This is a genomic window from Chryseobacterium sp. CBTAP 102 (genome assembly GCF_003201365.1).
Taxonomy (GTDB): Bacteria; Bacteroidota; Bacteroidia; order Flavobacteriales; family Weeksellaceae; genus Chryseobacterium; species Chryseobacterium candidae.
On sequence record NZ_QICX01000010.1, the window covers coordinates 38,945 to 59,474 of the forward strand.

21 protein-coding genes are annotated in these 20,530 nt (G+C 35.3%); 3 read left to right on the forward strand and 18 right to left on the reverse strand.

What is annotated here, in order from left to right; all coding sequences use genetic code 11:
• Positions 1 to 25: 25 nt before the first annotated feature.
• The 6 genes from C8D70_RS14215 to queG all read right to left on the reverse strand — a co-directional run bounded on the left by C8D70_RS14215 (position 26) and on the right by queG (position 4,972).
• Positions 26 to 1,114 carry an efflux RND transporter periplasmic adaptor subunit gene (locus C8D70_RS14215; RefSeq protein ID WP_110367732.1) on the reverse strand — a complete coding sequence of 363 codons (1,089 nt, stop codon included), beginning with the start codon at positions 1,112 to 1,114 and terminating at the stop codon, positions 26 to 28.
• Between the two features lie 60 nt (positions 1,115 to 1,174).
• Positions 1,175 to 1,507 carry a hypothetical protein gene (locus tag C8D70_RS14220; protein ID WP_110367733.1) on the reverse strand — a complete coding sequence of 111 codons (333 nt, stop codon included), beginning with the start codon at positions 1,505 to 1,507 and terminating at the stop codon, positions 1,175 to 1,177.
• A gap of 329 nt (positions 1,508 to 1,836) precedes the next feature.
• On the reverse strand, positions 1,837 to 2,289 hold the full coding sequence (locus tag C8D70_RS14225) for an SRPBCC family protein (protein WP_110367734.1): 453 nt from the start codon (positions 2,287 to 2,289) through the stop codon (positions 1,837 to 1,839).
• Between the two features lie 51 nt (positions 2,290 to 2,340).
• Positions 2,341 to 2,988 carry a murein L,D-transpeptidase catalytic domain-containing protein gene (locus tag C8D70_RS14230; RefSeq protein WP_110367735.1) on the reverse strand — a complete coding sequence of 216 codons (648 nt, stop codon included), beginning with the start codon at positions 2,986 to 2,988 and terminating at the stop codon, positions 2,341 to 2,343.
• A 3-nt stretch (positions 2,989 to 2,991) separates the two neighbouring features.
• Positions 2,992 to 3,675 carry a TIGR02117 family protein gene (locus tag C8D70_RS14235; protein ID WP_110367736.1) on the reverse strand — a complete coding sequence of 228 codons (684 nt, stop codon included), beginning with the start codon at positions 3,673 to 3,675 and terminating at the stop codon, positions 2,992 to 2,994.
• Positions 3,676 to 4,033: 358 nt separating this feature from the next.
• Positions 4,034 to 4,972 (reverse strand): tRNA epoxyqueuosine(34) reductase QueG, encoded by a 939-nt coding sequence (gene queG, locus C8D70_RS14240; RefSeq protein ID WP_110367737.1) that lies wholly within the window; start codon positions 4,970 to 4,972, stop codon positions 4,034 to 4,036.
• 164 nt (positions 4,973 to 5,136) lie between these two features.
• Here queG and C8D70_RS14245 point away from each other — a divergent pair, with 164 nt between their 5' ends.
• Both C8D70_RS14245 and C8D70_RS14250 read left to right on the forward strand, forming a co-directional pair.
• A complete protein-coding gene (locus C8D70_RS14245) occupies positions 5,137 to 5,436 on the forward strand; it encodes a rhodanese-like domain-containing protein (RefSeq protein ID WP_047420452.1) in 300 nt (99 codons plus the stop codon).
• Between the two features lie 27 nt (positions 5,437 to 5,463).
• Positions 5,464 to 6,084: a hypothetical protein gene (locus tag C8D70_RS14250; RefSeq protein ID WP_110367738.1), complete on the forward strand. Its 621-nt coding sequence runs from the start codon at positions 5,464 to 5,466 to the stop codon at positions 6,082 to 6,084.
• A 70-nt stretch (positions 6,085 to 6,154) separates the two neighbouring features.
• Here C8D70_RS14250 and C8D70_RS14255 read toward each other — a convergent pair whose 3' ends face one another.
• From C8D70_RS14255 to C8D70_RS14310, 12 genes are all read right to left on the reverse strand, one after another.
• The gene (locus tag C8D70_RS14255) at positions 6,155 to 6,925 is read right to left on the reverse strand and encodes an alpha/beta fold hydrolase (protein WP_110367739.1); all 771 of its coding nucleotides are present in this window, start codon (positions 6,923 to 6,925) and stop codon (positions 6,155 to 6,157) included.
• 15 nt (positions 6,926 to 6,940) lie between these two features.
• Positions 6,941 to 7,885, reverse strand: coding sequence for an NAD(P)H-dependent flavin oxidoreductase (locus tag C8D70_RS14260; RefSeq protein WP_076596831.1), 945 nt, complete (start codon positions 7,883 to 7,885; stop codon positions 6,941 to 6,943).
• A 167-nt stretch (positions 7,886 to 8,052) separates the two neighbouring features.
• On the reverse strand, positions 8,053 to 9,420 hold the full coding sequence (locus tag C8D70_RS14265; RefSeq protein ID WP_076596813.1) for a peptidylprolyl isomerase: 1,368 nt from the start codon (positions 9,418 to 9,420) through the stop codon (positions 8,053 to 8,055).
• An 86-nt stretch (positions 9,421 to 9,506) separates the two neighbouring features.
• The gene (locus C8D70_RS14270) at positions 9,507 to 10,430 is read right to left on the reverse strand and encodes a PfkB family carbohydrate kinase (protein WP_110367740.1); all 924 of its coding nucleotides are present in this window, start codon (positions 10,428 to 10,430) and stop codon (positions 9,507 to 9,509) included.
• A gap of 27 nt (positions 10,431 to 10,457) precedes the next feature.
• Entirely contained in the window at positions 10,458 to 11,015 is a 558-nt protein-coding gene (gene gldD / locus C8D70_RS14275; protein WP_076596811.1) for a gliding motility lipoprotein GldD, read from the reverse strand.
• A gap of 44 nt (positions 11,016 to 11,059) precedes the next feature.
• Positions 11,060 to 12,094 carry an A/G-specific adenine glycosylase gene (gene mutY, locus C8D70_RS14280; RefSeq protein WP_110367741.1) on the reverse strand — a complete coding sequence of 345 codons (1,035 nt, stop codon included), beginning with the start codon at positions 12,092 to 12,094 and terminating at the stop codon, positions 11,060 to 11,062.
• Positions 12,095 to 12,382: 288 nt separating this feature from the next.
• A complete protein-coding gene (locus tag C8D70_RS14285; RefSeq protein ID WP_110367742.1) occupies positions 12,383 to 12,742 on the reverse strand; it encodes an XAC2610-related protein in 360 nt (119 codons plus the stop codon).
• 199 nt (positions 12,743 to 12,941) lie between these two features.
• The gene (locus C8D70_RS14290; RefSeq protein WP_076596808.1) at positions 12,942 to 13,961 is read right to left on the reverse strand and encodes a hypothetical protein; all 1,020 of its coding nucleotides are present in this window, start codon (positions 13,959 to 13,961) and stop codon (positions 12,942 to 12,944) included.
• Positions 13,942 to 16,518: a peptidoglycan DD-metalloendopeptidase family protein gene (locus C8D70_RS14295; RefSeq protein WP_110367743.1), complete on the reverse strand. Its 2,577-nt coding sequence runs from the start codon at positions 16,516 to 16,518 to the stop codon at positions 13,942 to 13,944. The genes C8D70_RS14290 and C8D70_RS14295 overlap by 20 nt, the downstream gene beginning before the upstream one ends.
• Positions 16,519 to 16,716: 198 nt before the next feature.
• A complete protein-coding gene (locus C8D70_RS14300) occupies positions 16,717 to 17,175 on the reverse strand; it encodes a hypothetical protein (protein WP_228408032.1) in 459 nt (152 codons plus the stop codon).
• A gap of 78 nt (positions 17,176 to 17,253) precedes the next feature.
• On the reverse strand, positions 17,254 to 18,612 hold the full coding sequence (locus tag C8D70_RS14305) for a DUF5458 family protein (RefSeq protein ID WP_076596805.1): 1,359 nt from the start codon (positions 18,610 to 18,612) through the stop codon (positions 17,254 to 17,256).
• Positions 18,613 to 18,631: 19 nt separating this feature from the next.
• On the reverse strand, positions 18,632 to 19,078 hold the full coding sequence (locus C8D70_RS14310) for a type VI secretion system contractile sheath small subunit (RefSeq protein WP_076596830.1): 447 nt from the start codon (positions 19,076 to 19,078) through the stop codon (positions 18,632 to 18,634).
• Between the two features lie 353 nt (positions 19,079 to 19,431).
• Between C8D70_RS14310 and C8D70_RS14315 the strand changes: the two genes are divergently transcribed.
• The gene (locus C8D70_RS14315; protein WP_076596804.1) at positions 19,432 to 20,478 is read left to right on the forward strand and encodes a hypothetical protein; all 1,047 of its coding nucleotides are present in this window, start codon (positions 19,432 to 19,434) and stop codon (positions 20,476 to 20,478) included.
• Positions 20,479 to 20,530: the final 52 nt, after the last annotated feature.

A 20,530-nucleotide genomic window follows, 5' to 3' on the forward strand; every position in this document is an offset into this window, starting at 1 on the left:
CAATTGATTTAAAGATTATGAAAGGTTAATACTTCTTTTTGATTTTGATAATATCACCATCTTTCAAAGACTGAGTTCCTTCATAAATGATTAAATCTCCTTTTTTAAGACCGCTTTCCACCATATAAGAATCTCTCAGGGTAGTTCCGATCTTAATATTGGTCATTTTCACTTTATTCTGTTTATCCACAACAAAAACATAGGTCTTATCCTGAATGGAGAAGGTTGATTTTTGCGGAATAAGGATCGCATTATTTTGTTGTTCGGAAATGATAAGCTTCCCGGAAGTACCGTGTTTAATCAAACGGTCCGGATTCGGGAAAAGCACTTTATAACGTATGGAACCTGTGGTTCTGTCGATTTCTCCTTCAGCGGTTTTCAAAGCTCCGTTGAACTGGTAATTCACTCCGTTTGGCAGTGTCAGTTCGATCTTTTGATGATTTCCGATCTTATCGTTGGCTAAAAGCTCAAAATATAAGTTTTCAGGAATGGAAAAGTAGGCATACACTTCATTCAATTGAGAGAGTGTGGTTAGCAAAGTACCGTTTTCCACCAAACTTCCGTCTTTATGGGGAATTACATCAATCACTCCATCAAAAGGTGCCGTAATTCTTGTAAAGCTTATTTTCTGAAGAACGGTTCTCTTTTCTGCATCGGCAAATGCATGTTTTGCTTTGGCAGAGGATAATTTGGCTTTCACCATTTCCAGCTCATTGTTGGCCACAAATTTTTTGGCATGAAGACTCTGAATCTGTTTCAGTTCTACTTCTGCAATACGAACATCTGCTTCAGTCTGTTTTAACGCTGCATTGGCTTTCAGCAGTTCCATTTGCAGTTCGGCATCATTGATTTTAAATAAAGCCTGCCCCTGATGGACAAACTGCCCCTCATTTACATAGATATGCTGTATAATACCTCCGATTCTGGAACGCATTTCAACATTCTTTTTAGCCTGAATATCAGTGACAAACTGGTTGCTCACCAATGTATCTTTTTCTTTGATTTCCAGTACGGGAACTTCTTTATCTTTCTGATTGTTGTTTTTCTTGTCTTTACTGCATGACACAGCGAATAATGTTGCAAGAATGCAAATTATTACGTTTTTACAATACATTTTTAAATGTTTAAGTTATAAGATTTCCGTTAAAATGATTTGGTTTTCAAAAACTTAAACCTAGTACAGCTGGAGGAGATGGAGAAAAGATTTAACGCCACAAATAATAGAAATTGCGATCTCAGGAAGCGTAATTTTTGGAATACCTTTTAATATTCCTGAAAAATCTGCAATACCAGGATCGTTTTTTTTAACTGAATGTTTTACAATTTTGGCAGCAGCAGGCAATGCATGCGTATTCATATCTGCCTCTTCGTAAACATCCAGAACATGAATGTTTGTTACAGGAGGAACATGCGGGATATTCTGCAACGATTTTTCTACCCAATTCGAATTGAAAAGGGAAAAAACCAGTATGATATAAAATAAGAAAAATGACCTCAGACCTGCCATGTCAATCAGAATACTTTAGTTTTTCAGTAAAAACGATAGTTGTGCAAAAATAGGGATTTCTGCTGGAAAATCCAGTCACGGAATTGTTAAAAAAACTTAAACAATTAGTGAATAATTCTACTCATGCGTATTTGAATTCCTGCGGAATGACAATAGAACGCAAAGTTTATTCATGCAGTCTGCCATTCCGTAGAGAATCTACCTCTACAATTCAGAATAAAATAAGAAATGTAATATATCTGATTATTGACTGTTTTAAGTTTTGGCTAAAGCCAATTGAAATTTTGTTTTCTTATTCAAACGGGCTAAAGCCCATTTCTATTGAATATCTAGAACAGTTTACTCAATATCCTGAAACGATAATCAAAGATATGTTCCAGTTTCTTTCTGACGAAAAGGCGATGGGCAATTTCTCCTAAAAATCCCATGGGAAGTTCATAATCTATGGTGTCTCTCATCAGAACACCTTCTTCATTGGGAATAAATTCATGATGGTGGTTCCAGAGTTTGTACGGACCTTTTTTCTGAAAATCAATGAAGCTTTTCTGGTAATCAACATGGGTGATCTCGGTCTGCCATTTCATTTTAATACCGAATAGCGGAGAAACATAATAATCAATGATCATTCCTTCATAGATTTCATCATCTTCCATTTCCGTCAATACAATGAATTCCATGTCTTTCGGGGTAATTTCTGAAAGATTATTGGCTGAGGAAAAGAATTTCCAGGCGGTTTCTATATCACAATTGAGCTGTTGTTCACGGAAAAGGGTATGTTTCATAAAACGGAATCAGTTAACCTAAATACTATGAAACAAAGGTATAACAAAGATTTAATTATAGATCCACATCAGGACAGGTTTTCCTGATTTCTGAATCATCGGATCTATTTCCCTCATTGCATTGTTGGAAACGGTTGGGCAGCCCCATCCTTCGGGTGAACCTTTTGGGAACACCTCTTCGTCACTCATCAGATTCCAGGAATGAAAGACGATAAATCTTTTTAAAGCATTACTATTGGTTTCTTCAAGGCCGTGCATCAGGTATTTTATATTGATTCCCCAATCGCTGTAACCTCTTCCTTCCAGTTTATATTTTCCCAGAGATGAAAGGTGGCTTCCGTCTTCATTACTAAATCCGGGATTTGCTTTAGAATCATCTTTACTCCATGAATTGGAACCGCAGCCATGTCCTACGAGATATTTATTGGCGATTTTATTGTTTTTAAAATCCCAAACGAAAAAACGGTTAACACCAGAATGAAGGCTCATATCAATGAGAATGCAGAAATCTTTATTAAGATTCTTTGAAGCACAGAATTTCAAAGCTTCGTCTGCTTTTAATTTTAATTTAGAAAGATCTGCCTCAGGTTTCTTTTCTGCAACTACTGATGTTTCTACCGCTCTTATTGTATTATTTTTTCTCTCTTGTGAACATGAACACATCCAAAAGATGGTGAAAAACAAAAAAATCCTTTTCATATTTTATTTATAATGCTGAAAGATTCCGAAATCAGACGGTGTCCAAAGGGCGGCTTTCTGTCCTGCGGCTTTTAAAGCGTTATTGGACCAGGTATTGCAGGTATAAAGAAAGCTGTAAGTACCTTTTGCATCGTAAAAGGCATCATTATCACCGTATACAGCATTGGTAGGGATCAGTATGAAATTTCCGTTCTGGTCTCTGTCAAATTTATCTTCTACATATTTCACAAGATTTTCATACTGGCTTCTGCTGATCATAATCATTTTACAGTCATCACCTTCTTTCATCGTATTATAATAAGTACAGTGCATTGCAGAATCACTTAGCCAGAATGCTGCTTTCACAGCTGTAGAAAATTTCAGATCTGCCCATGTAGGCGTATCAAGATAAAACCCTTTGTCTCCCCATCCTATTCCTATATACTGATAATCTGTTTTCTTAGATTTAGTATTTCCGAAAGGAATTTTCTGACTCCAGTCCTGAAGGTCATTTTTCACCGGCATTACTATATCAGTATGCACTCCGTTGGTATAAATATAAATAGGGATTTCTTTCTTCTGTCCGTCATCTTTTGCAGAAACGGGAATATAGGGAATCAGCAGCCCAAGGATGGCATAAATAATCACAATTCCTAAAATAATTCCTATCACTTTCAGGAGATACATTGCTACAGTTTTCACAGTCATCTTTTAATAAAATTTAATCTACAATTTTTAGTAAAAGTATTTGTTTTAATCGGAAAAATAGCTATATTTAGTTACGAAACATTCACAAATATGCGTAAAAATACTAAATCCCAAAAAAGATTTAAAGTAAGAGTAAAAACTGCTCCTAAAAGAATACAAAAAAAACGTTGATTTTCTGTGAGATTTTAATCTCCTGAAAATCTTTTTTTCTTTATAGGAAAGGCTTTTCAAGAAACTTATTGATGTAAATCTTCACCTCCTTAAAGCGAAAAATTTGAGGAATGGTCAATTATCAGCTCTGGTTTGGAAATTCAAAAAATTCCAAATGAGGGATTATCACCGAAAGTTTAGGGAAAAATCAGTCTGAAGACTTCTGTAAAAACTCTATATTTCTCTTAAGTCCTGTAAATTTGGTGCGCTTTACTGGGGACTTTCTGAAGATTTCGGAGAAAATTTCCTGGGTAAGTTCTTTCCATTCTCCTTTTTTGAAATTTTTCAAAGCTTCATTGGGCTGGAAACGGCTCTGTTTGTTGGGAGCGGAAAAACGGTTCCATGGGCAAACATCCTGACAGATATCGCAGCCGAACATCCAGTCTTCCATTTTATCTTTAAAATAATCCGGAATTTCATTTTTCAGCTCTATGGTTGCATAAGAAATGCACCGGCTTCCATCTATAATTTTTTCAGAAACGATGGCATCTGTGGGACAGGCATCAATACATTTCCTGCAGCTTCCGCAATGATCTGTAGTGGCGTGATCAGGAATCAGCTCCAGATCACAGATAATTTCAGCCAGAAAATAAAAAGAACCGCTTTGTTTGGTAATAAGGTTGGCATTTTTTCCTACCCAGCCTATTCCCGACTTTTTAGCCCAGGCTCTTTCCAAAACCGGTGCAGAATCTACAAAAACACGAAATCCGAATCCGCCTATTTCTTCCTGCAGCTCTGCAACCATTTCACGGAGTATTTCTTTGATTACTTCATGATAGTCCTCTGCATAAGCATATTTTGAGATTTTAAAATTCTCCAGCGTTGAAATCTTTTCTTCAGGAAAATAATTATAGGAAAGTGAAATCACAGATTTTGAACCTTCTACCAGGAGTCTCGGATCAAGCCTTTTATCGAAATGATTTTCCATATACTTCATTTCGCCATTATAATTATTCTTCAGCCATTTTTCCAGATGAGGAGCTTCTTCCTCCAGAAAATCAGCTTTCGAAATGCCACAACTCTGAAACCCAAAACTTTTTGCCTTGGACTTTATCAGTTGAGAATATTTTTCAGCGTCTGCATTCATTAATTTCACACTGCAAAATTAAGATTATTTTATCAATGTTCTGATTTCTGCCAAAGTACATTCCACTGATGGTTCTTTTCTGAAAAAATTATATTTTCATTAGGAATTTTTTCAAAAAAAAAATACGTAATTTCGTTTCTAATTTAATGTTTAAACCAACAACTATGTCTTTAATAGAAGTAATACAATCAGGAAACTATGAATTAATCGACGTTCGTGAGCCAATGGAGCTTGAAATGGACGGTAATATAGATGGTGCTAAGAATATTCCTCTAGGTGAAGTGGAAGACAGACAGGATGAAATTCTATCTGTTGAAAAACCAGTAATCTTATTCTGCAGAAGTGGAAACAGAAGCGGAAAGGCTTTGGATTATCTTAACGCTCAAGGATTAAAGGACGGTTATAACGGCGGAGGCTGGGCTGAGCTGAAGGCTGTTCTGGAAGCAAATCAGGGAACTTTTTAAAAGTTCCTTTTTTTATATCTTATTTCTATGAATCTGAAAAATCAATTTGAAGCACTTTGTTCTCCTTTCACGGAAGACAAACAGCTGATCAACAGCCTGTGGAAAGAGATTGAAACCCAATATTCTGAAAAAGGCAGACATTACCACAATCTTCTTCATCTTGACAATATGTTTAAAGAACTTGAAGATGTGAAAGGTAATATTTCAGATTTCACAGCGATTTCTTTCTCCGTGTTTTATCATGATATTATCTATGATGCTTCTTCAAAATCCAATGAGGAGAAAAGTGCTGCCAAGGCAGAAAAAAGGCTTGCCGAACTTCATATAGATAAACATAAAATTTCAATCATTTCTGCACAGATTCTGGCAACAAAATCACATCAGCAGTCTGATAGTGAGGAAACGAATTATCTTCTCGATGCTGACCTTTCTGTATTGGGTAAAGATTTTAAAACTTATCTGGAGTATACTCAAAATATCAGGAAAGAATATGCTATCTATCCTGACTTTCTTTACAAACCGGGACGCAGAAAAGTACTTAAGCATTTTCTTGAACTTGAAAGTATCTTTAAAACAGAGTATTTTAGTGAAAAATATGAAAACCAGGCAAAGGAAAACATTACAGCTGAACTTCAGTTATTAAAATAAAAAATAGATGAATCTGTTATTTAACAAAACAAAGACACCCGGTAATAGGTGTCTTGTTTGATATTGCATATTAGAAATATTTGCTGATAAATCCGGCCGCTTTCTCCAACACAAGCTCAGGCACTTCTTTATGAGGTGTGTGTCCTACTCCGGGGATGATATATTTTTCTGCACTTCCACTCACCTGAGTCACTGTTTTTTCTACCTGATCTAAAGTTCCGTATTCATCAGCCTCTCCCTGAATAAATAACAATGGAGCTTTAATATCTTTCAACAGATATTCAATATTCCAGGTTTTGTAATCTTCGCGTGTCCAGGTTTCTGTCCAGGCTTTGAAAAGCATTTCTACTTTATCACCATGGTATTTCTGTAAACGCTGAGGAAGATTGGTCGTTTTATAAGCTTCCCAGGCATCATAAACTCCTTTTAAAGTTACCTCCTCCACAAAAATATGACCAGCTTCACAGATAACGGCTTCTATTCTTTCAGGATATTTTGAAGCGGTAATTAAGGCTATTGTTCCTCCATCACTGTGTCCAAAGAGAATTGCATTATCAATATCCATTTCGATCAATAAATTATTTAACAAATCTGCTTCCAGCTCCATATAATTTACGGGTCTTTCATGAGTAAGCATAGGAAAAGATTTCCCATAACCTAAACGGTCATACGCAAGGATATTACATTGTGCAATTTCTGATAGTTTAGCAGGAAATTCTCTCCAAAGCTGTACTGATCCTAATGAATCATGCAGAAATATAATTGTAGGCCTGCCTTCAAATTGATTATTGTGTTCAATATATAATTTTTGTCCCTTTACATTAATTATTCTTCCTTCCATCAAATAAAAATCATATTAAAAAACAGGCATTTTTGTTGCTTCAAATTCTTTTAAAAGATGACTGAAAACATTTTCCACCGGAAGAATTTCATCTATTAAGGCAGAAACCTGACCTATTTCAAGTTCTCCATCTTCCATATCTCCTTCAAACATTCCTTTTTTTGCTCTGGCTCTTCCTAATGAGGCAATTAAGGCATCTTTATTTCTTCCGTTCACATAGATATCTTCCAGTTCATTGAAGAATTTATTTTTAACCATTCTTACAGGTGCCAGTTCTTTTAAAGTAAGGTGTGTATCTCCTTCCTGTAATTCTGTGATTTTCTTTTTCCAGTTCTCATGAGCACTTGCTTCGGTTGTAGCCGCAAAACGGGAACCAATCTGTACTCCATCTGCACCAAGAATCATTGCAGCTTTAATCTGTGAACCTAAAGCAATTCCTCCGGCTGCGATTAACGGCTTAGAAATATGCTTTTTTACATTAGGTATAAGGCAGAATGTAGTTGTTTCATCTCTTCCGTTGTGCCCTCCTGCTTCAAAACCTTCTGCAACGATGGCATCAACTCCCGCGTCTTCGCATTTTACAGCAAATTTGGTAGAGGATACTACATGGGCTACTTTTATACCTTCTTTCTGAAGGGTTTCCGTATAGGTTTTCGGATTACCGGCTGACGTAAATACAATTTTCACTCCTTCTTCAAGGATGATCTGAATGATTTCCTCAATATTAGGATATAACATCGGTACATTTACCCCAAATGGTTGATCTGTTGCCAGTTTACATTTCCGGATATTTTCTCTCAGGATATCAGGATACATGCTTCCTGCTCCTATTATTCCTAATCCTCCACAGTTGGAAACTGCGGAAGCAAGTCTCCAGCCTGAATGCCAGATCATCCCTGCCTGGATAATCGGATATTTAATATTGAAAAGGTGTGAAATTCTATTGTGTGTTCCCTCCATGTCATGAATTTTTTTTGCAGCGTTAAAATCTATAAAATTGCTCATGCGTAAAAATACTAAAAACAATGGTTTTCCGGGAAATATCTGTCAATATTTTCCATCATGGTTTTCGTCTTTATAAAGTCTGATGATAAAAAAAACCTTCAGAAATTCTGAAGGTTTAGATTTTATTTTGACATGGATTGTTTCTTCCAGTTAGACTTAAAGTTACAGCTGTCGTAACGTTTGTCGATTGAAATAAAAGTGGTTGGCAACTTGGAGTTGACAAACTTTTCAACCATTTCACTTTTCTTTTTATTCAGCGCCATCTGCTTGATTCTGCTGAAGTCTGTTTCCAGGGTAATCTGGTGAGAAGGAATCACATCTTCCACTTTGATGATCTTGATTTGTTTTCTCTTGTTCTCTTCATCTTCAAAAGCAGTAGTGATATCTCCTTTGTTTAATCCTGCCAATTCGTAGCTGATTGTTCCAGGGATACTTTCTCTTTCAATTTTATCGGAACCATCAGCTCCGGGAATGATCCCCGCGTTGAATTTTGTTCTTTTATCATCTGAGAATTTAAAAGCCGCATCTTTGAATGTTATTTTGCCATCCATAATAAGCCCTCTGATACTGTCTAATTTTGCTTTTGCAGTTTTGATCTCATCATCAGTAGGAACAGCTTTCAACAAGATATGTCTTGCATCATATACTTTACCAGATCTTTTTACCAACTGAATAATGTGGAATCCGAATTCAGATTCAACAGGATCTGAGATTTCATTTTCCTGAAGGTTCAATGCAGCAGCTTCGAATGGCTTCACCATCTGCCCTTTATTGATATTCTTATATAATCCCCCGTTGGCCGCTGATCCTTCATCTTCAGAATAGATTCTTGCCTGGCTTTCAAAAGTTTCCCCTCCGATAATATCCTGCTTGATTTTTTTCAATCTGTTGATAAGGTCTTGTTTGTGAGCTTCTGTAAGTGACGGATAAATCATGATCTGAGCTAAAGTAACCTCATCTTTTACCTGTGGCAGCTGTGTTTTATACATATTGTAAAAATCAGTTACCTCATTTGGGGTTACGTCTGCTTTATCAGTAACTCTCTGGTATTTTGCCTGTCCGTAATACTGGTCTGTATCTATTTTCTCAATAGCATTTTTCAGTTCATAAGCATTTCTGAACTTATAGGCTGCAAGCATTGTTTTTTCATCCGGAAACTGAGAAAGCATCTGACGGTATTTTGCATTAGCCTGTTCTTTGATGGCTGCAGAACGGTTCTCAATTAAGGTGTCCTTTTTTGCTTCGTATACAAGAAGCTTATTGCTGATAAGGTTTTCCAGGAACTCACATTTATCCGTGTTGGCAGCTCCCTGCTGTTTACCATAATTCATCTGCTCGATTACATCAGATTCCAATACAATCTCATCCCCGATAACAGCTGCAATACCATCCACCAAATCTCCTTGTTTTAGCTGGGCATTCATCATATTTGAAGAGAATATCATGATGAAAATCCCAAGAAGAAAAGTGATTTTTAGTTTATTTGTCATTTTACTATTTTAACAAGTTGCAAATTTAGAATTCTTAACGAATTTCCTTCAATTTTTTATTATAAATATTTCTTAAAAAGACTTATTTATTGCAGTTCAACATCAAATGTTGTTAATTCTTTGAATTGTCTCAATCTGCTGAACATATCCGCTTCGGTTACTTCTTCTATTCTTTCTGTTCCGAATTTTTCTACGGTGAATGAAGCCATTGCAGATCCTACGATAAGGGCAGACTTCATCGTTTCGAAATCAATTTTCCCTTTTTTAGCAAGATAGGCCGCGAAACCTCCTGCGAAAGTATCTCCGGCTCCGGTAGGGTCGAAAACATCTTCTAACGGAAGTGCCGGGATAGCAAATACTTTATTGTCATGGAAAAGTAAAGCTCCGTGTTCTCCTTTTTTAATAATTACATATTCAGGACCCATTGTGTGGATCTTTTTCGCCGCTTTTACCAAAGAATATTCTCCTGAAAGCTGTCTTGCTTCTTCATCATTGATGGTAATTACATCTGTTTTTGCAATCATATCCATCAAAATATCCCAAGCAGAATCCATCCAGAAGTTCATGGTATCAAGGATAACCAGTTTAGGACGGTTGTTCATTTTTTCAAGTACAGATAACTGAACTCCAGGGTGTAGGTTTCCAAGTAACAAAATTTCGGCATCCTGCATTGAATCCGGGATTTTCGGATCAAAGTTTTCCAGTACATTTACTTCTGTAGCCAGAGTATCTCTTGTATTCAGATCGTTGTGGTATTTTCCGGACCAGAAGAATGTTTTTCCTTCTTTCACGATTTCAATTCCTTCGATGTTTACACCTCTGTTTGTGAACATGTCAAGATGTTCCTGTGGAAAGTCTCCTCCTACTACAGAAACAATTCCGGATTTAACGCCTAAAATTGATGAAGTGATTCCGATATAAGTGGCTGCACCTCCTAAAATTTTGTCCGTTTTACCAAATGGTGTTTCAATTGCATCAAATGCAACACTTCCTACAACTAAAAGTTTCATATATTTTTCAATGTATATTAAAAGTAATTATTTTTTCCATTCAAAAGTGTCCAGCAGATGTTTCATATCATTTTTGATATAATTTACTGCGGGGGCAAGAGAGTCCGGTTTCGGTCTCGTATTAAAGTATAAATAAGCAGTCACGAAGTGTTTCGTACTGTCTGTAACGTAAAACTGAAGATTGGAAGCGCTTTGCCCTTTCAGCTCATAGAAGTTCCCGTATACTTTTTTTTCAGGGTACTCGAAGGATTTTGTATCTATGGAACTGGCTTTAATGGTATGCTCATATACCATTTTCTCGGCTTCCTTGATATGGTCAGCAAAGTCGTTCTGTATCGGATAATAGGTAACGAATAGCTTAGCTTTCATTTTAGGATAATTCAGATAGAACCAGCAAGGTTTTTTGGCTGGTGCAATTGAAGCAAAGTCCGAATACTCAAAGGTATAGGCGCAATTGTTTTCAAACTTCTGGTATTTCGGTGCAGGATATTCAAGACGCAGTTCTCCATAAGGTTTTGGTGAAGGGTCTTTTCCACATGAAATCAAAAGCAGCGATACAAAAATAAAAATGACTTTTTTAATCATTTTGCAAAAGTACAAATTAGATTTCAGATTTCAGAAGACAAATTTCAGTCTTTCAGAGCGTTTTGAATGTAAATTTCCAAAGGCTTCGGAAAGGATTTTTCATGAGAGCCTTCAAGATCTGTAATCAGGTATTGATTTTCAGCAATAAAATCATTCCATTGTTTTTCTGAAGTAACCTCAACATTCCAAATCTCAATGCTTAAATTCTTATGAGTCAGTTTATGGATAACCGTTTTTGAACCTGTAATGAAGGATTCCATATCCGAAGGAATAGCTGTCGGAAATTCAAATAATTTCTTCCAGATGAAGTCATCTGCTCTCTGACGGATCAGAAACTGTCCGTTTTTGTGAACAAAATAATAGGTTAAAGCAAGATCTTCTGCTTTTACTTTTTTGGTTTTTACAGGATAATCTGAAATTTTCTGCATAGAAAATGCCAGGCAGTCTTCATTTAAAGGGCATTCTCCACACAATGGATTTTTGGGCTTACAGATTTCCGAGCCGATATCCATCATAGCCTGATTAAAATCTCCTACATTCTCCGGCATCACCAAGGCGGCCAGTTCAGAAAAATAGGTAAATGCTCTTGAATTTGAAATATCAAAATCATCAGCAAAAAGACGGCTCAGAACACGGTAGAAATTCCCGTCAACAGCAGGCATTTTTCCACCGAAGCAGATGCTTGAAACAGCTGCAGCTGTATATTTTCCTACTCCTTTCAGTTTTAAAATCTCTTCGTATTGGTGAGGAAAGACACCCTGATAATCATTCATGATCTGTTGGGCGGCTTTATGTATATTAATAGCTCTGGAATAATAACCTAACCCTTTCCAATACAATAAAACTTCGTTTTCTTCAGCCTCTGCCAGCGTTTTTACATCGGGAAATCTTTTAATGAAATTATTATAATGATTCAATGCCTGGTTGATTCTCGTCTGCTGAAATACAATTTCACAGATCCAGATTTTGTACGGATCTTTTGTCTGTCTGAAAGGCAGATCTCTTGCATTATTTTTATACCATTTCAGGATTTTGCTGCCAACGTGTAGAAAATCTGAAGCTGTTTTATTTTTTTCCAAAAATCAATCTTATTTTAAATCACTGAAGAGATGATTTTCTCTTCATCCTGAACATTATTTTCAATGCTGCAAAGATAGGTTTATTTTATTTTTTACCTGTTTTGATTTTGAAAGAGATTTTTTGTTTCTGTTACTTGAAAAATAGATTTATGGAGAAAATGTTCTGATTATGAACCCATTATTGCATAATTTTTTTACTCTTATCTCTTCCTAATTACCTGAATATATATGATCATAAAGTTAAAAAAGGATTTCATCAGTTGCTAATCATATTTTATGTATTATAAATTATTTTTTCTTTAGTTCCTGCTGTTCCGAAGAAATATCCCAGATAGTATTAGAATTAAGCTTATATTTATTTATATTAACATGACAACATCCTATAATACTTTGTGTTGTAATTGTTTTGTTTGTTACATCAATATTTTCTGCTAAAATTCCATGTTGTAAAGGGAAAGATGCTAAAGCAGAAAAATTTCCATTTTTATCTTTAAGATAATATTCATATAACTTTTCGACACCTCCCTGATCCCAAACAATTGCAAAATCTTCTAAACCGTCAAAATTAAAATCTTTTACAAAAAAGTTGTTACACGGCAAATCACTATAAGTTGTCCATGAATTTGGTTCATAATGAATCTCCTGCAATTTTCCATTCTTTTTATTTGTTATAATAATCCACGCGGAAGTTCGATATTTTTGTTCCTTCTCATTTTTATATTCTTCGGCTTCTAAAATAAATTTATACTTATTTGACAGGTTTTTAAACTCACATGATTTAGCGTCTGGCTGACAGGTTTTATTTATGGGTTTTCCTTTTTGTTTTGAAAAATGAATGCTTTTATTATTATTCAGAACATTTTATGAGGCTTGCTGGAACATTATGTTCTTTAATGAAAGGATTTTCGGTTTGTATATTTTTTTTAGCTTTTTTACTATAAAAGCCAAACCATGTTAAGTTTATTTTAGATTCATCAATTATTTGAATATGACCAACGGCCTTTTTATTGTCTAAATTTTCCCAGTTTTGCATTTCATCAGGAAGTGGGATGATTGAAGGAAAGTCGGTAAAGTAAAATTCATATTTATTATTACTCACTTTTTTTAATTGAGCATTCATTGAAAACCTTCCAGGTATTGTAAATTGTATATTGTTAATTTTTGTTTTAATACTAATGAATTTATCAGCTTTGCAGTCAGTTGACCAAATGGAAGATTTAGGAATTGTTATAGAATCTTTTATTACTGTTGATGGTTGATTTTCAATTTGATGAATAAGATCTGGAAAGTTTTTTATGAAAAAATTATTATCTGCAAAAGGTGGTAAAATTGATACTTTCAGACTTTTTAAAAAATCCCATTTCTTTGTTTTTAAATTATAAAGGTATAAGTCAGCAATACTTTCTTCTTTTATATTAATACTTTCTTCTGTGCAGCCCGAAGATGTATCTAAGTATTTTTTTGTTATTTGAAAACAAAAAATATTATATAATTCATACTTACCATTTAAAAGCTTAGAAACAATTTTATTTTCAGTTTCCCAATCATCATATTCATATTTGTTTTCCTTAAAATATTGATCTTTCCAAAAAGAAATGAGTGTTTTATCCTTGGGAATGAAATGAACAGAGAAATAACCTTCTTTTTCACAATCTAAATAATTGTAATGAGGATGGTGAGCTGGTGTTGATTCATCAACAGACATTGAATATCTTTTGAAATATTTCTTATTAAGAAAATCAACCTGAGTGATTTCTTTATTAATGACTTTGGTCGTTATATTTTTTTCTTTTGCATCATTTCTACATGATACTAATAAACATAAAAAACTTATTATTGTTACTATACTATTTAATCGGATTACCATTTTTATCAAATTTTGTTTTCATATAATCTTCTGCTTTTACTCTGTATGAGCCTAGGTCACGGAAATTATGGTATCCATCACCTTTTGTTGCTGCTTCAATGTGACAATGCCAGTATTTCTTGTTAATTCCCGAGCCATTTACTCCATTTAGAAATTCACTGCTTGAAGCATTTCCTGTCGATCCTGATTGGGCTATTTTTTGGCCATGTTTTACTTTTTCCCCTTTTTTAACATATATTTTATTAAGATGACAATATAAGATAAATACAGTTTTCCCATCTTTATCTTTAGATTTTACCATTAAAGTATTACCTAAACTTTTATATCTATATTCGTTCGTCTTAAAAGTATTTACTATAGCTGTAACTTCGCCACACATTAGAGAATGTACATCTTTATATGTTGGACCTGAAAGAATATCTATTCCTTTATGCCCCCTTGCAGAATTATATCCAAATCTATTATTATTTTTTCCTCCATTATCTGAACTTATCTCGGGATTTTCCCATACATCAGCATAATGAAAACATTGTGAACAATCTTCTGGACATTCATTTTTGGATTGAGCTTCTTTATTATCATTTGATTCACAACATCCATATCCAAATTCTTTTAAAAAACCTTTTTTTAAATGTAATTCTTTACTTGGTTCAATTAGTTCTTCTTTAAGGTTTTTCTGGTAAATAGCCTTTACCATATCAAAAGTATATGATGAACTTTGTTGCCCATAGGGGGAGTCTGGTAAACTTGCCCAACATAAACTAGAAATAAGAGCAGCTTTTTTAATATCATTATCAATAATCATTTGGATGATATCTCCTTGTTTTCCTTTAAATCTTCTTCTCCATTCTTTTAATTTTTCTTCTTTTATTGTATCACGAATCTTCTTTTTCTTATCTTTCCATACAACAGGATTATAGAAGCTATCCGAACGGTCCTGGATATAATTGTGCTTCATAATTACTAAGCAGAATTTATCTTGAGATTCTTGATCAAAGCTAGTGATATTATATTTTTTTGAATAGTCCAACTTTTCAGAATAATGCCAGTTTTTATTTTTGTCCTGATAATATCCTGTCAAATTTTTCCATGTATCCGTCATTATTTGATATGCACCTGCAGCTGAAGATGAATATTTACCAGATGTAATTACTTCCTCAGGATGTTTGCTTAGATCTGAGAACTGTTTCCCACTATATTGAGTTGTGTAACCATTTTCTGTATCTGTACCTTCTTTTACTCTTAACATTCTGATAAATGCTCTTACTCTTGCTTCGCATTCACATACTTTTTCGTCTTTTGAATTGTTGGGCTCCGGCTGCTTCTGCACCTCCGCCGCACTCTTCACCTTCTCCACCTGCATCAAACCTTCCGAATTTACCCCAAATTTCTGAGATTCCGCAGAAAGATCTTTGGAGATAATTTCGATGAAATAATTTTGTTTATCCGAATCCGAATTGCCTATAGGAGAGCCTGTTCCTTTTTGAAAAATATCTTGGGTAATGAAAAATCCTGAAGTGTCGCATATATCTGCGGGTATTTTAATCATTCTGCTTCGGTAAACCTCATCTTGGAATACCGGGTCAGATTCCCAGATGACATATTGGATGTGTTTTCCCACCATGTTTTTGGAGTGAATTCTTACCCTCACTTTATCTCCTACCACTACTTTGGAAAGCTCTTTTCCGGTATCATCTATGAAAACGGCTTCTATAATATTGCCTTTAGGATCAGATTGTTTGGGCGCGTCTCCTTGTCCGACCGGGAATTTTGGCGTGTGCTTCTCAGGCTGCGGCTTAGGTTGGGGCTGGTTTTGAGGCAGTCCTTTATAATCCGGATTGGCTACATCTACATTCACTTGGCTGGCTCCCTGAATTTTCCCGGAGTAATTGGCCGTAACATAATACTCGTGATTCGCACCTTCATTTCTGTCATCTTTCATCAGAAACTGATTGGCGATCTGACGAAGGATTTTTTCATCAGACATCAGAGGTATTGATACTTCTGCAATCCCTTTTTCATTGACGTGAGCCTTATAGCTGCGGGTGTGACGGTTGTTTTTGTTAATATTGGCATCGTGCCCTTTTCCTGGAGCGTCATCTTCCCAAAGATGAAACTCAATCTCTTTATTAAACATCGCAATACAATGAGCCTGCGCAATAAGAGTATCATAATAACTGGCTTTATTAAAGTCTTTTGCTCCTCTGTTGAAAAGTACTACTTTATCAATCTTCGGAACCTTATTGCTGGTAGGAATTAATATACAGCTGCCAGCCAGTTCTCTGGTATCAGGAAGTCCCGGTAAAACACCTTTTTTAATCTCATAGACTTTCATTTGAAATTCTATTCCCAGTGCTATTTCTCCAAACTTGTAGGTTACTTTTTCACCAGTTTTAGGTGTCCCGGTGATATCTTTCCAGCTTCTGTTCTTTTGTCTCTTATAAATATACCATTCATATTCACCCTTCAGTCCGAATGAAAGACCGGAAGGTTTAACTTCGTAGGAGTATGTTGTTCCTACCTGAGGATTTTGCTCCCCAGTAATATTTCCTGTCATGGTTACTATAATTTATAAATAACTTCAGGCTGGAAACTATTTTGACAGATATTACTTTTCTGATCTAATTGTAGGAGAGAATGAAGGGATATACCCTCATATAGGATTACATTTTTTTTCATCGTGTTTTTGTGTTGGTTCAAAAACAAAAATAAAAAAAATCATGATAGAGTGATATAAAAAGAATTGAATTTAACGTTAATTTATCTCAACAGAATACACCGGAGCCGCTTTCAACCATTGGTATTTAAGGTTCCTGTCTTTGGCTATAAAACGGTATCCTTCAAGTTTCTTCAGATAAACATACATAGAATCCGTGTTGTTTATTTTTAATTTGTATTGAGATAAAAACAGCATCGGCATTTCTACTGTAGAATCTCTTACCGTTTTCAATACTTTTCCAGATTTTACTTTATAGAGAAAGAATGATTTTCCACGGCCTTTTGAACTGTCTGAAAGTATTACATCTGAACTTGCAATAACGAGTTCACTGCCATCAAAGCACTCATCTCTGTTCATGATGTATGCTTTTCCTTCCTGGTGTTCGTCAGCAAAAAGATCATTTTCATAATGACCCGGACTTTGGTATTTTTTTTCACAGCTTATCAAAAGGATGATCAACATGATAGGCAATCCAATAATAAGTGTTTTATTCATATTCAATTTCATAGGTGTTGGTTGAAAAAAAACCGATGTAAAATTGCATCGGTTTTTGTTATGTAAAGTGTGTTGATGTTACTCCTGAGTATATTCTGCATCCCATTCGTTGCCATCATCTCCTTTGTGTCCGTCCAATTTAATAACGAAACTTTTTGTAGGGAAATAAGGCGTCATACGGATATCCAGCCATACTCTGTCTTTGTTCACTCTATCCTGCTCAAAACGAACAATTTTGAATTTCTCGATCAATTTGTCCGGCCCTTTGATGTTATCCAGGAATGTTACAATCTGTCTTCTCAAATCATCCTCGTTCTTAGCATTCCAGTTTTCGAAGGCTCTTCTGTTAAGGAAATCAAGCAATACCTTTGTTACATAGTCGAATACACGCACTACGGAATACGTCTGAAGACCAATATTGTCTCCTGTAAATAAGGTCTTCGCAGAGAAAGCCATAATCTTTCCGTATTCGTTGACCATTGGTACAAGGCCCATTTTTTCCAACTGAGAAATCTCACTTTTCTTCAATTCGAATTTTACAGCATCTACTTCATTGATATTACCGTGCTTTTTACCTGCTGCTACCTGAGACATCAGTGTTTTGTGGATTTTCCCTGCTAATGAAGTGGAAGGTGGAAGCTCTACGTTTTCCTCTTCCCCTACTTCTTCTGCTTTACCGCGTCCTACCAGCCAGTTACACGTCATAATCACGTTACTTCTGTGAAGTTCGCCTCCGGTAAGGTTGGCAGAGTGGAATAAATCTACAACATCATCCGGCTTATCAAGGTTGGCGAAGTCTGTAACCATCATTACTTTGTTTTCGTTACAGATTTTTGCCCATTTCTCAATGACCTTGTTTGACCCTAAATATCCTGGAATTGCAAGGATTGAGTAGTTATCTCTAAGGTCAAGGCGGTCATAATAGTTCTTGAACTCTTCTGCAATAGCATCAATGAACAAAGGATTATCCAGATCGGATACCTGTTCAAGGCTTGCATTGACGATGCTTACGTTATCCACCTTATCCAATTCTGTATTTTTGTAGAATTGAGCTACTGTTCTGTAGTTGGTTTCCAGCAGACGAACAGCATCCAGCGTATTTTTTAAGTTTGTTTTTAAGTTCTGATCGGCCTGTTGTGCTTTACTTTTGCACGTATCGGCCATTTTATCTGCAGATTCATTCCCCTCTAAAAGGTTTATCCAAAGATTGATCTTCTGAAGAAGTTCTTTTCTTTCGTCTGCTTTATTACTGTCATTCAGGAAGATTTCTTTTCTTGCCTTTCTTGTTGGGTTCATATTGGCGATACCGTCTACAACGGATTCAACAAAGCCAAAACCTCCTATTTTATTAAGCTCTGCAAGCGGGTTGCCTTTCGGCTGCCCTGAGTGCTGCTGCCCCTGCTGCTGGCTTTCTTGTGCCTGTAATTTGCTATCCATGATTTAATGTAGTCTTTAATTATTTTTCAAGTTCCTGTGCCACTTCTTTCAATACTTCCACGAACGCAGCTCTTGTCTGATCGTTCTCCAGCATGTTGCGTAGAATTTTGTTGGTTTTCAGCTGACGTACTATTTTGTTGTACTGCTCCTGTTCCATGCTCAGCTGCTGCAGATAATCTGATTTCTGAGTAAGGCTTTTAGGGGTAAAGTCTCCAAGGTTTTGAAAACGGAATTCCTCTTCTATCACTCCACCGTCTTCTGCTTCATGCTGTACAGATATTGCAGGCTGAAAATGTTTGAAAACATCTTCCACGGTTTTTAATCCTGTTACAATTTCAGGGGTATAAGACTCTTCTGTTGTAAGTTGGCTTACTATCAGTGATTTATTTTCCTGTATTTCCTGAATAGCTTCATTAGCGTCTACTTTTACCTCGTTTCCGCCAACACCATAATTAAACATTGCCATATTATTGTTATTTTGAGATTTATTAATTTGGTTTGGATTTGTCTTTGAATAATTTACTGATGAATCAAATAAATTACCAATCCAATGTTTAAATTTAAAAAAAAACTGTAACATAAAAAATTTTACTAAGATTTTTCCTGGATCATCAAATTTATTTTGCATTTATTCAACATAAAATCACCACATTACGATATCACTAAGCTATGAAAAAATAAATAAAGTCTTCCAAGAAAAATAAAATAAAATTTTTGTTTGTTTTACTCTTTAACAAACATGCCTAATGAATATTAAAATAAGAATTTCTCTCACTTTGCAAAAAATATTTTTTATATTTAAACAAAGTGAACAGTGTCATGAAAGATGTAAAAATAGCGTTCAGAAAACCCATATTTCCAGTTTCGGAAGCGTTACAGCAGTATTTGGAAAAATACAACAGAACCACCAAGATCAAGTTTCTGTATGAAGACCTTTTAAGGTTTAGTGACAGTGTGAGAATTCTGGATAAAGAAGGCAAAGATACTTTGTGGCTTGGGGTGCTGTATTCTGAATATGAGTTTAAAGAAATAGAGGCCAATTTAAATAAAATTTATACCCTCCTTCATTCTGATGGAGATACGGCTACATTACCTTATCTGAAAGTTGACACGATCGATTTTTGTACTTTCGGGAATTCCAAACCTTTCCGGATCCGGGTAAGAAATGTACTTAATGATAATTATACTTATTTTTATATTAAACAGGCTGATGCCTCACGAATATTCGGATTGGAGCTTGAAGACCTGCTTTCTCCCAACCGGATTAATTTTCTGGTTTATAAAAACACTTTGATTGAAGAACATATTTTAGGAATTCCCGGAGATGTTTTTATCCAGAAGCACCTTGCCAACTGTACAGAACTGGAAAAAGCACAGATCTCCAAGGAATTTGTGAAGTTTAATGAACGCTGCCTTATCGGGCTTCTTGGTGACATGCGTTCTTATAATTATGTTGTAATTCCCATCCATGATTTCGACCAGGTTATTTACAGAATCCGCCCTATCGATTTTGATCAGCAAACGTATGAGGGAAATCTGAAAGTATATCTTCCCCAATATTTTAAAGAAAACAATCAGATGGTGAATATGGTTTTGGAAAAACTCAAACCAAGTTCTATAGAACAGTACCGTAAGGAAGTACGTTCGCAGATCGTAAAAAGAGTTACAAGCAGCCAAAACAGATTTGATGAACTGATTTCTATTATGAAAAAAGACAATATAGCACCGGAAGCCAATGTTATAGAACTAAGAACTGCTTTACAAAAACTCACCTACGATGTCAATTTCAAGTATTGTAAAACCATGGGAGATATTATGGAAACCGGAATAAAGTTTGTGCTCCGGAATTATAAGAAAGAATATTAAAAAGAGAATCCGCTTCGTATTGAAGCAGATTCTTTCTTTTCTAACAATTTAA

Excerpts from the sequence above, each read along its gene's own strand:
- C8D70_RS14265 (WP_076596813.1), bottom strand. The coding sequence starts at position 9,420 with ATGACAAATAAACTAAAAATCACTTTTCTTCTTGGGATTTTCATCATG.
- C8D70_RS14230 (WP_110367735.1), bottom strand. The coding sequence starts at position 2,988 with ATGAAAAGGATTTTTTTGTTTTTCACCATCTTTTGGATGTGTTCATGT.
- C8D70_RS14305 (WP_076596805.1), bottom strand. The coding sequence starts at position 18,612 with ATGGATAGCAAATTACAGGCACAAGAAAGCCAGCAGCAGGGGCAGCAG.
- C8D70_RS14245 (WP_047420452.1), top strand. The coding sequence starts at position 5,137 with ATGTCTTTAATAGAAGTAATACAATCAGGAAACTATGAATTAATCGAC.
- C8D70_RS14300 (WP_228408032.1), bottom strand. The coding sequence starts at position 17,175 with ATGAATAAAACACTTATTATTGGATTGCCTATCATGTTGATCATCCTT.
- C8D70_RS14310 (WP_076596830.1), bottom strand. The coding sequence starts at position 19,078 with ATGGCAATGTTTAATTATGGTGTTGGCGGAAACGAGGTAAAAGTAGAC.
- C8D70_RS14215 (WP_110367732.1), bottom strand. The coding sequence starts at position 1,114 with ATGTATTGTAAAAACGTAATAATTTGCATTCTTGCAACATTATTCGCT.
- queG (WP_110367737.1), bottom strand. The coding sequence starts at position 4,972 with ATGAATGCAGACGCTGAAAAATATTCTCAACTGATAAAGTCCAAGGCA.
- C8D70_RS14235 (WP_110367736.1), bottom strand. The coding sequence starts at position 3,675 with ATGACTGTGAAAACTGTAGCAATGTATCTCCTGAAAGTGATAGGAATT.
- C8D70_RS14290 (WP_076596808.1), bottom strand. The coding sequence starts at position 13,961 with ATGGTAATCCGATTAAATAGTATAGTAACAATAATAAGTTTTTTATGT.
- C8D70_RS14270 (WP_110367740.1), bottom strand. The coding sequence starts at position 10,430 with ATGAAACTTTTAGTTGTAGGAAGTGTTGCATTTGATGCAATTGAAACA.
- C8D70_RS14260 (WP_076596831.1), bottom strand. The coding sequence starts at position 7,885 with ATGGAGGGAACACACAATAGAATTTCACACCTTTTCAATATTAAATAT.
- C8D70_RS14225 (WP_110367734.1), bottom strand. The coding sequence starts at position 2,289 with ATGAAACATACCCTTTTCCGTGAACAACAGCTCAATTGTGATATAGAA.
- gldD (WP_076596811.1), bottom strand. The coding sequence starts at position 11,015 with ATGATTAAAAAAGTCATTTTTATTTTTGTATCGCTGCTTTTGATTTCA.
- C8D70_RS14255 (WP_110367739.1), bottom strand. The coding sequence starts at position 6,925 with ATGGAAGGAAGAATAATTAATGTAAAGGGACAAAAATTATATATTGAA.
- C8D70_RS14315 (WP_076596804.1), top strand. The coding sequence starts at position 19,432 with ATGAAAGATGTAAAAATAGCGTTCAGAAAACCCATATTTCCAGTTTCG.
- C8D70_RS14250 (WP_110367738.1), top strand. The coding sequence starts at position 5,464 with ATGAATCTGAAAAATCAATTTGAAGCACTTTGTTCTCCTTTCACGGAA.
- C8D70_RS14295 (WP_110367743.1), bottom strand. The coding sequence starts at position 16,518 with ATGACAGGAAATATTACTGGGGAGCAAAATCCTCAGGTAGGAACAACA.
- C8D70_RS14220 (WP_110367733.1), bottom strand. The coding sequence starts at position 1,507 with ATGGCAGGTCTGAGGTCATTTTTCTTATTTTATATCATACTGGTTTTT.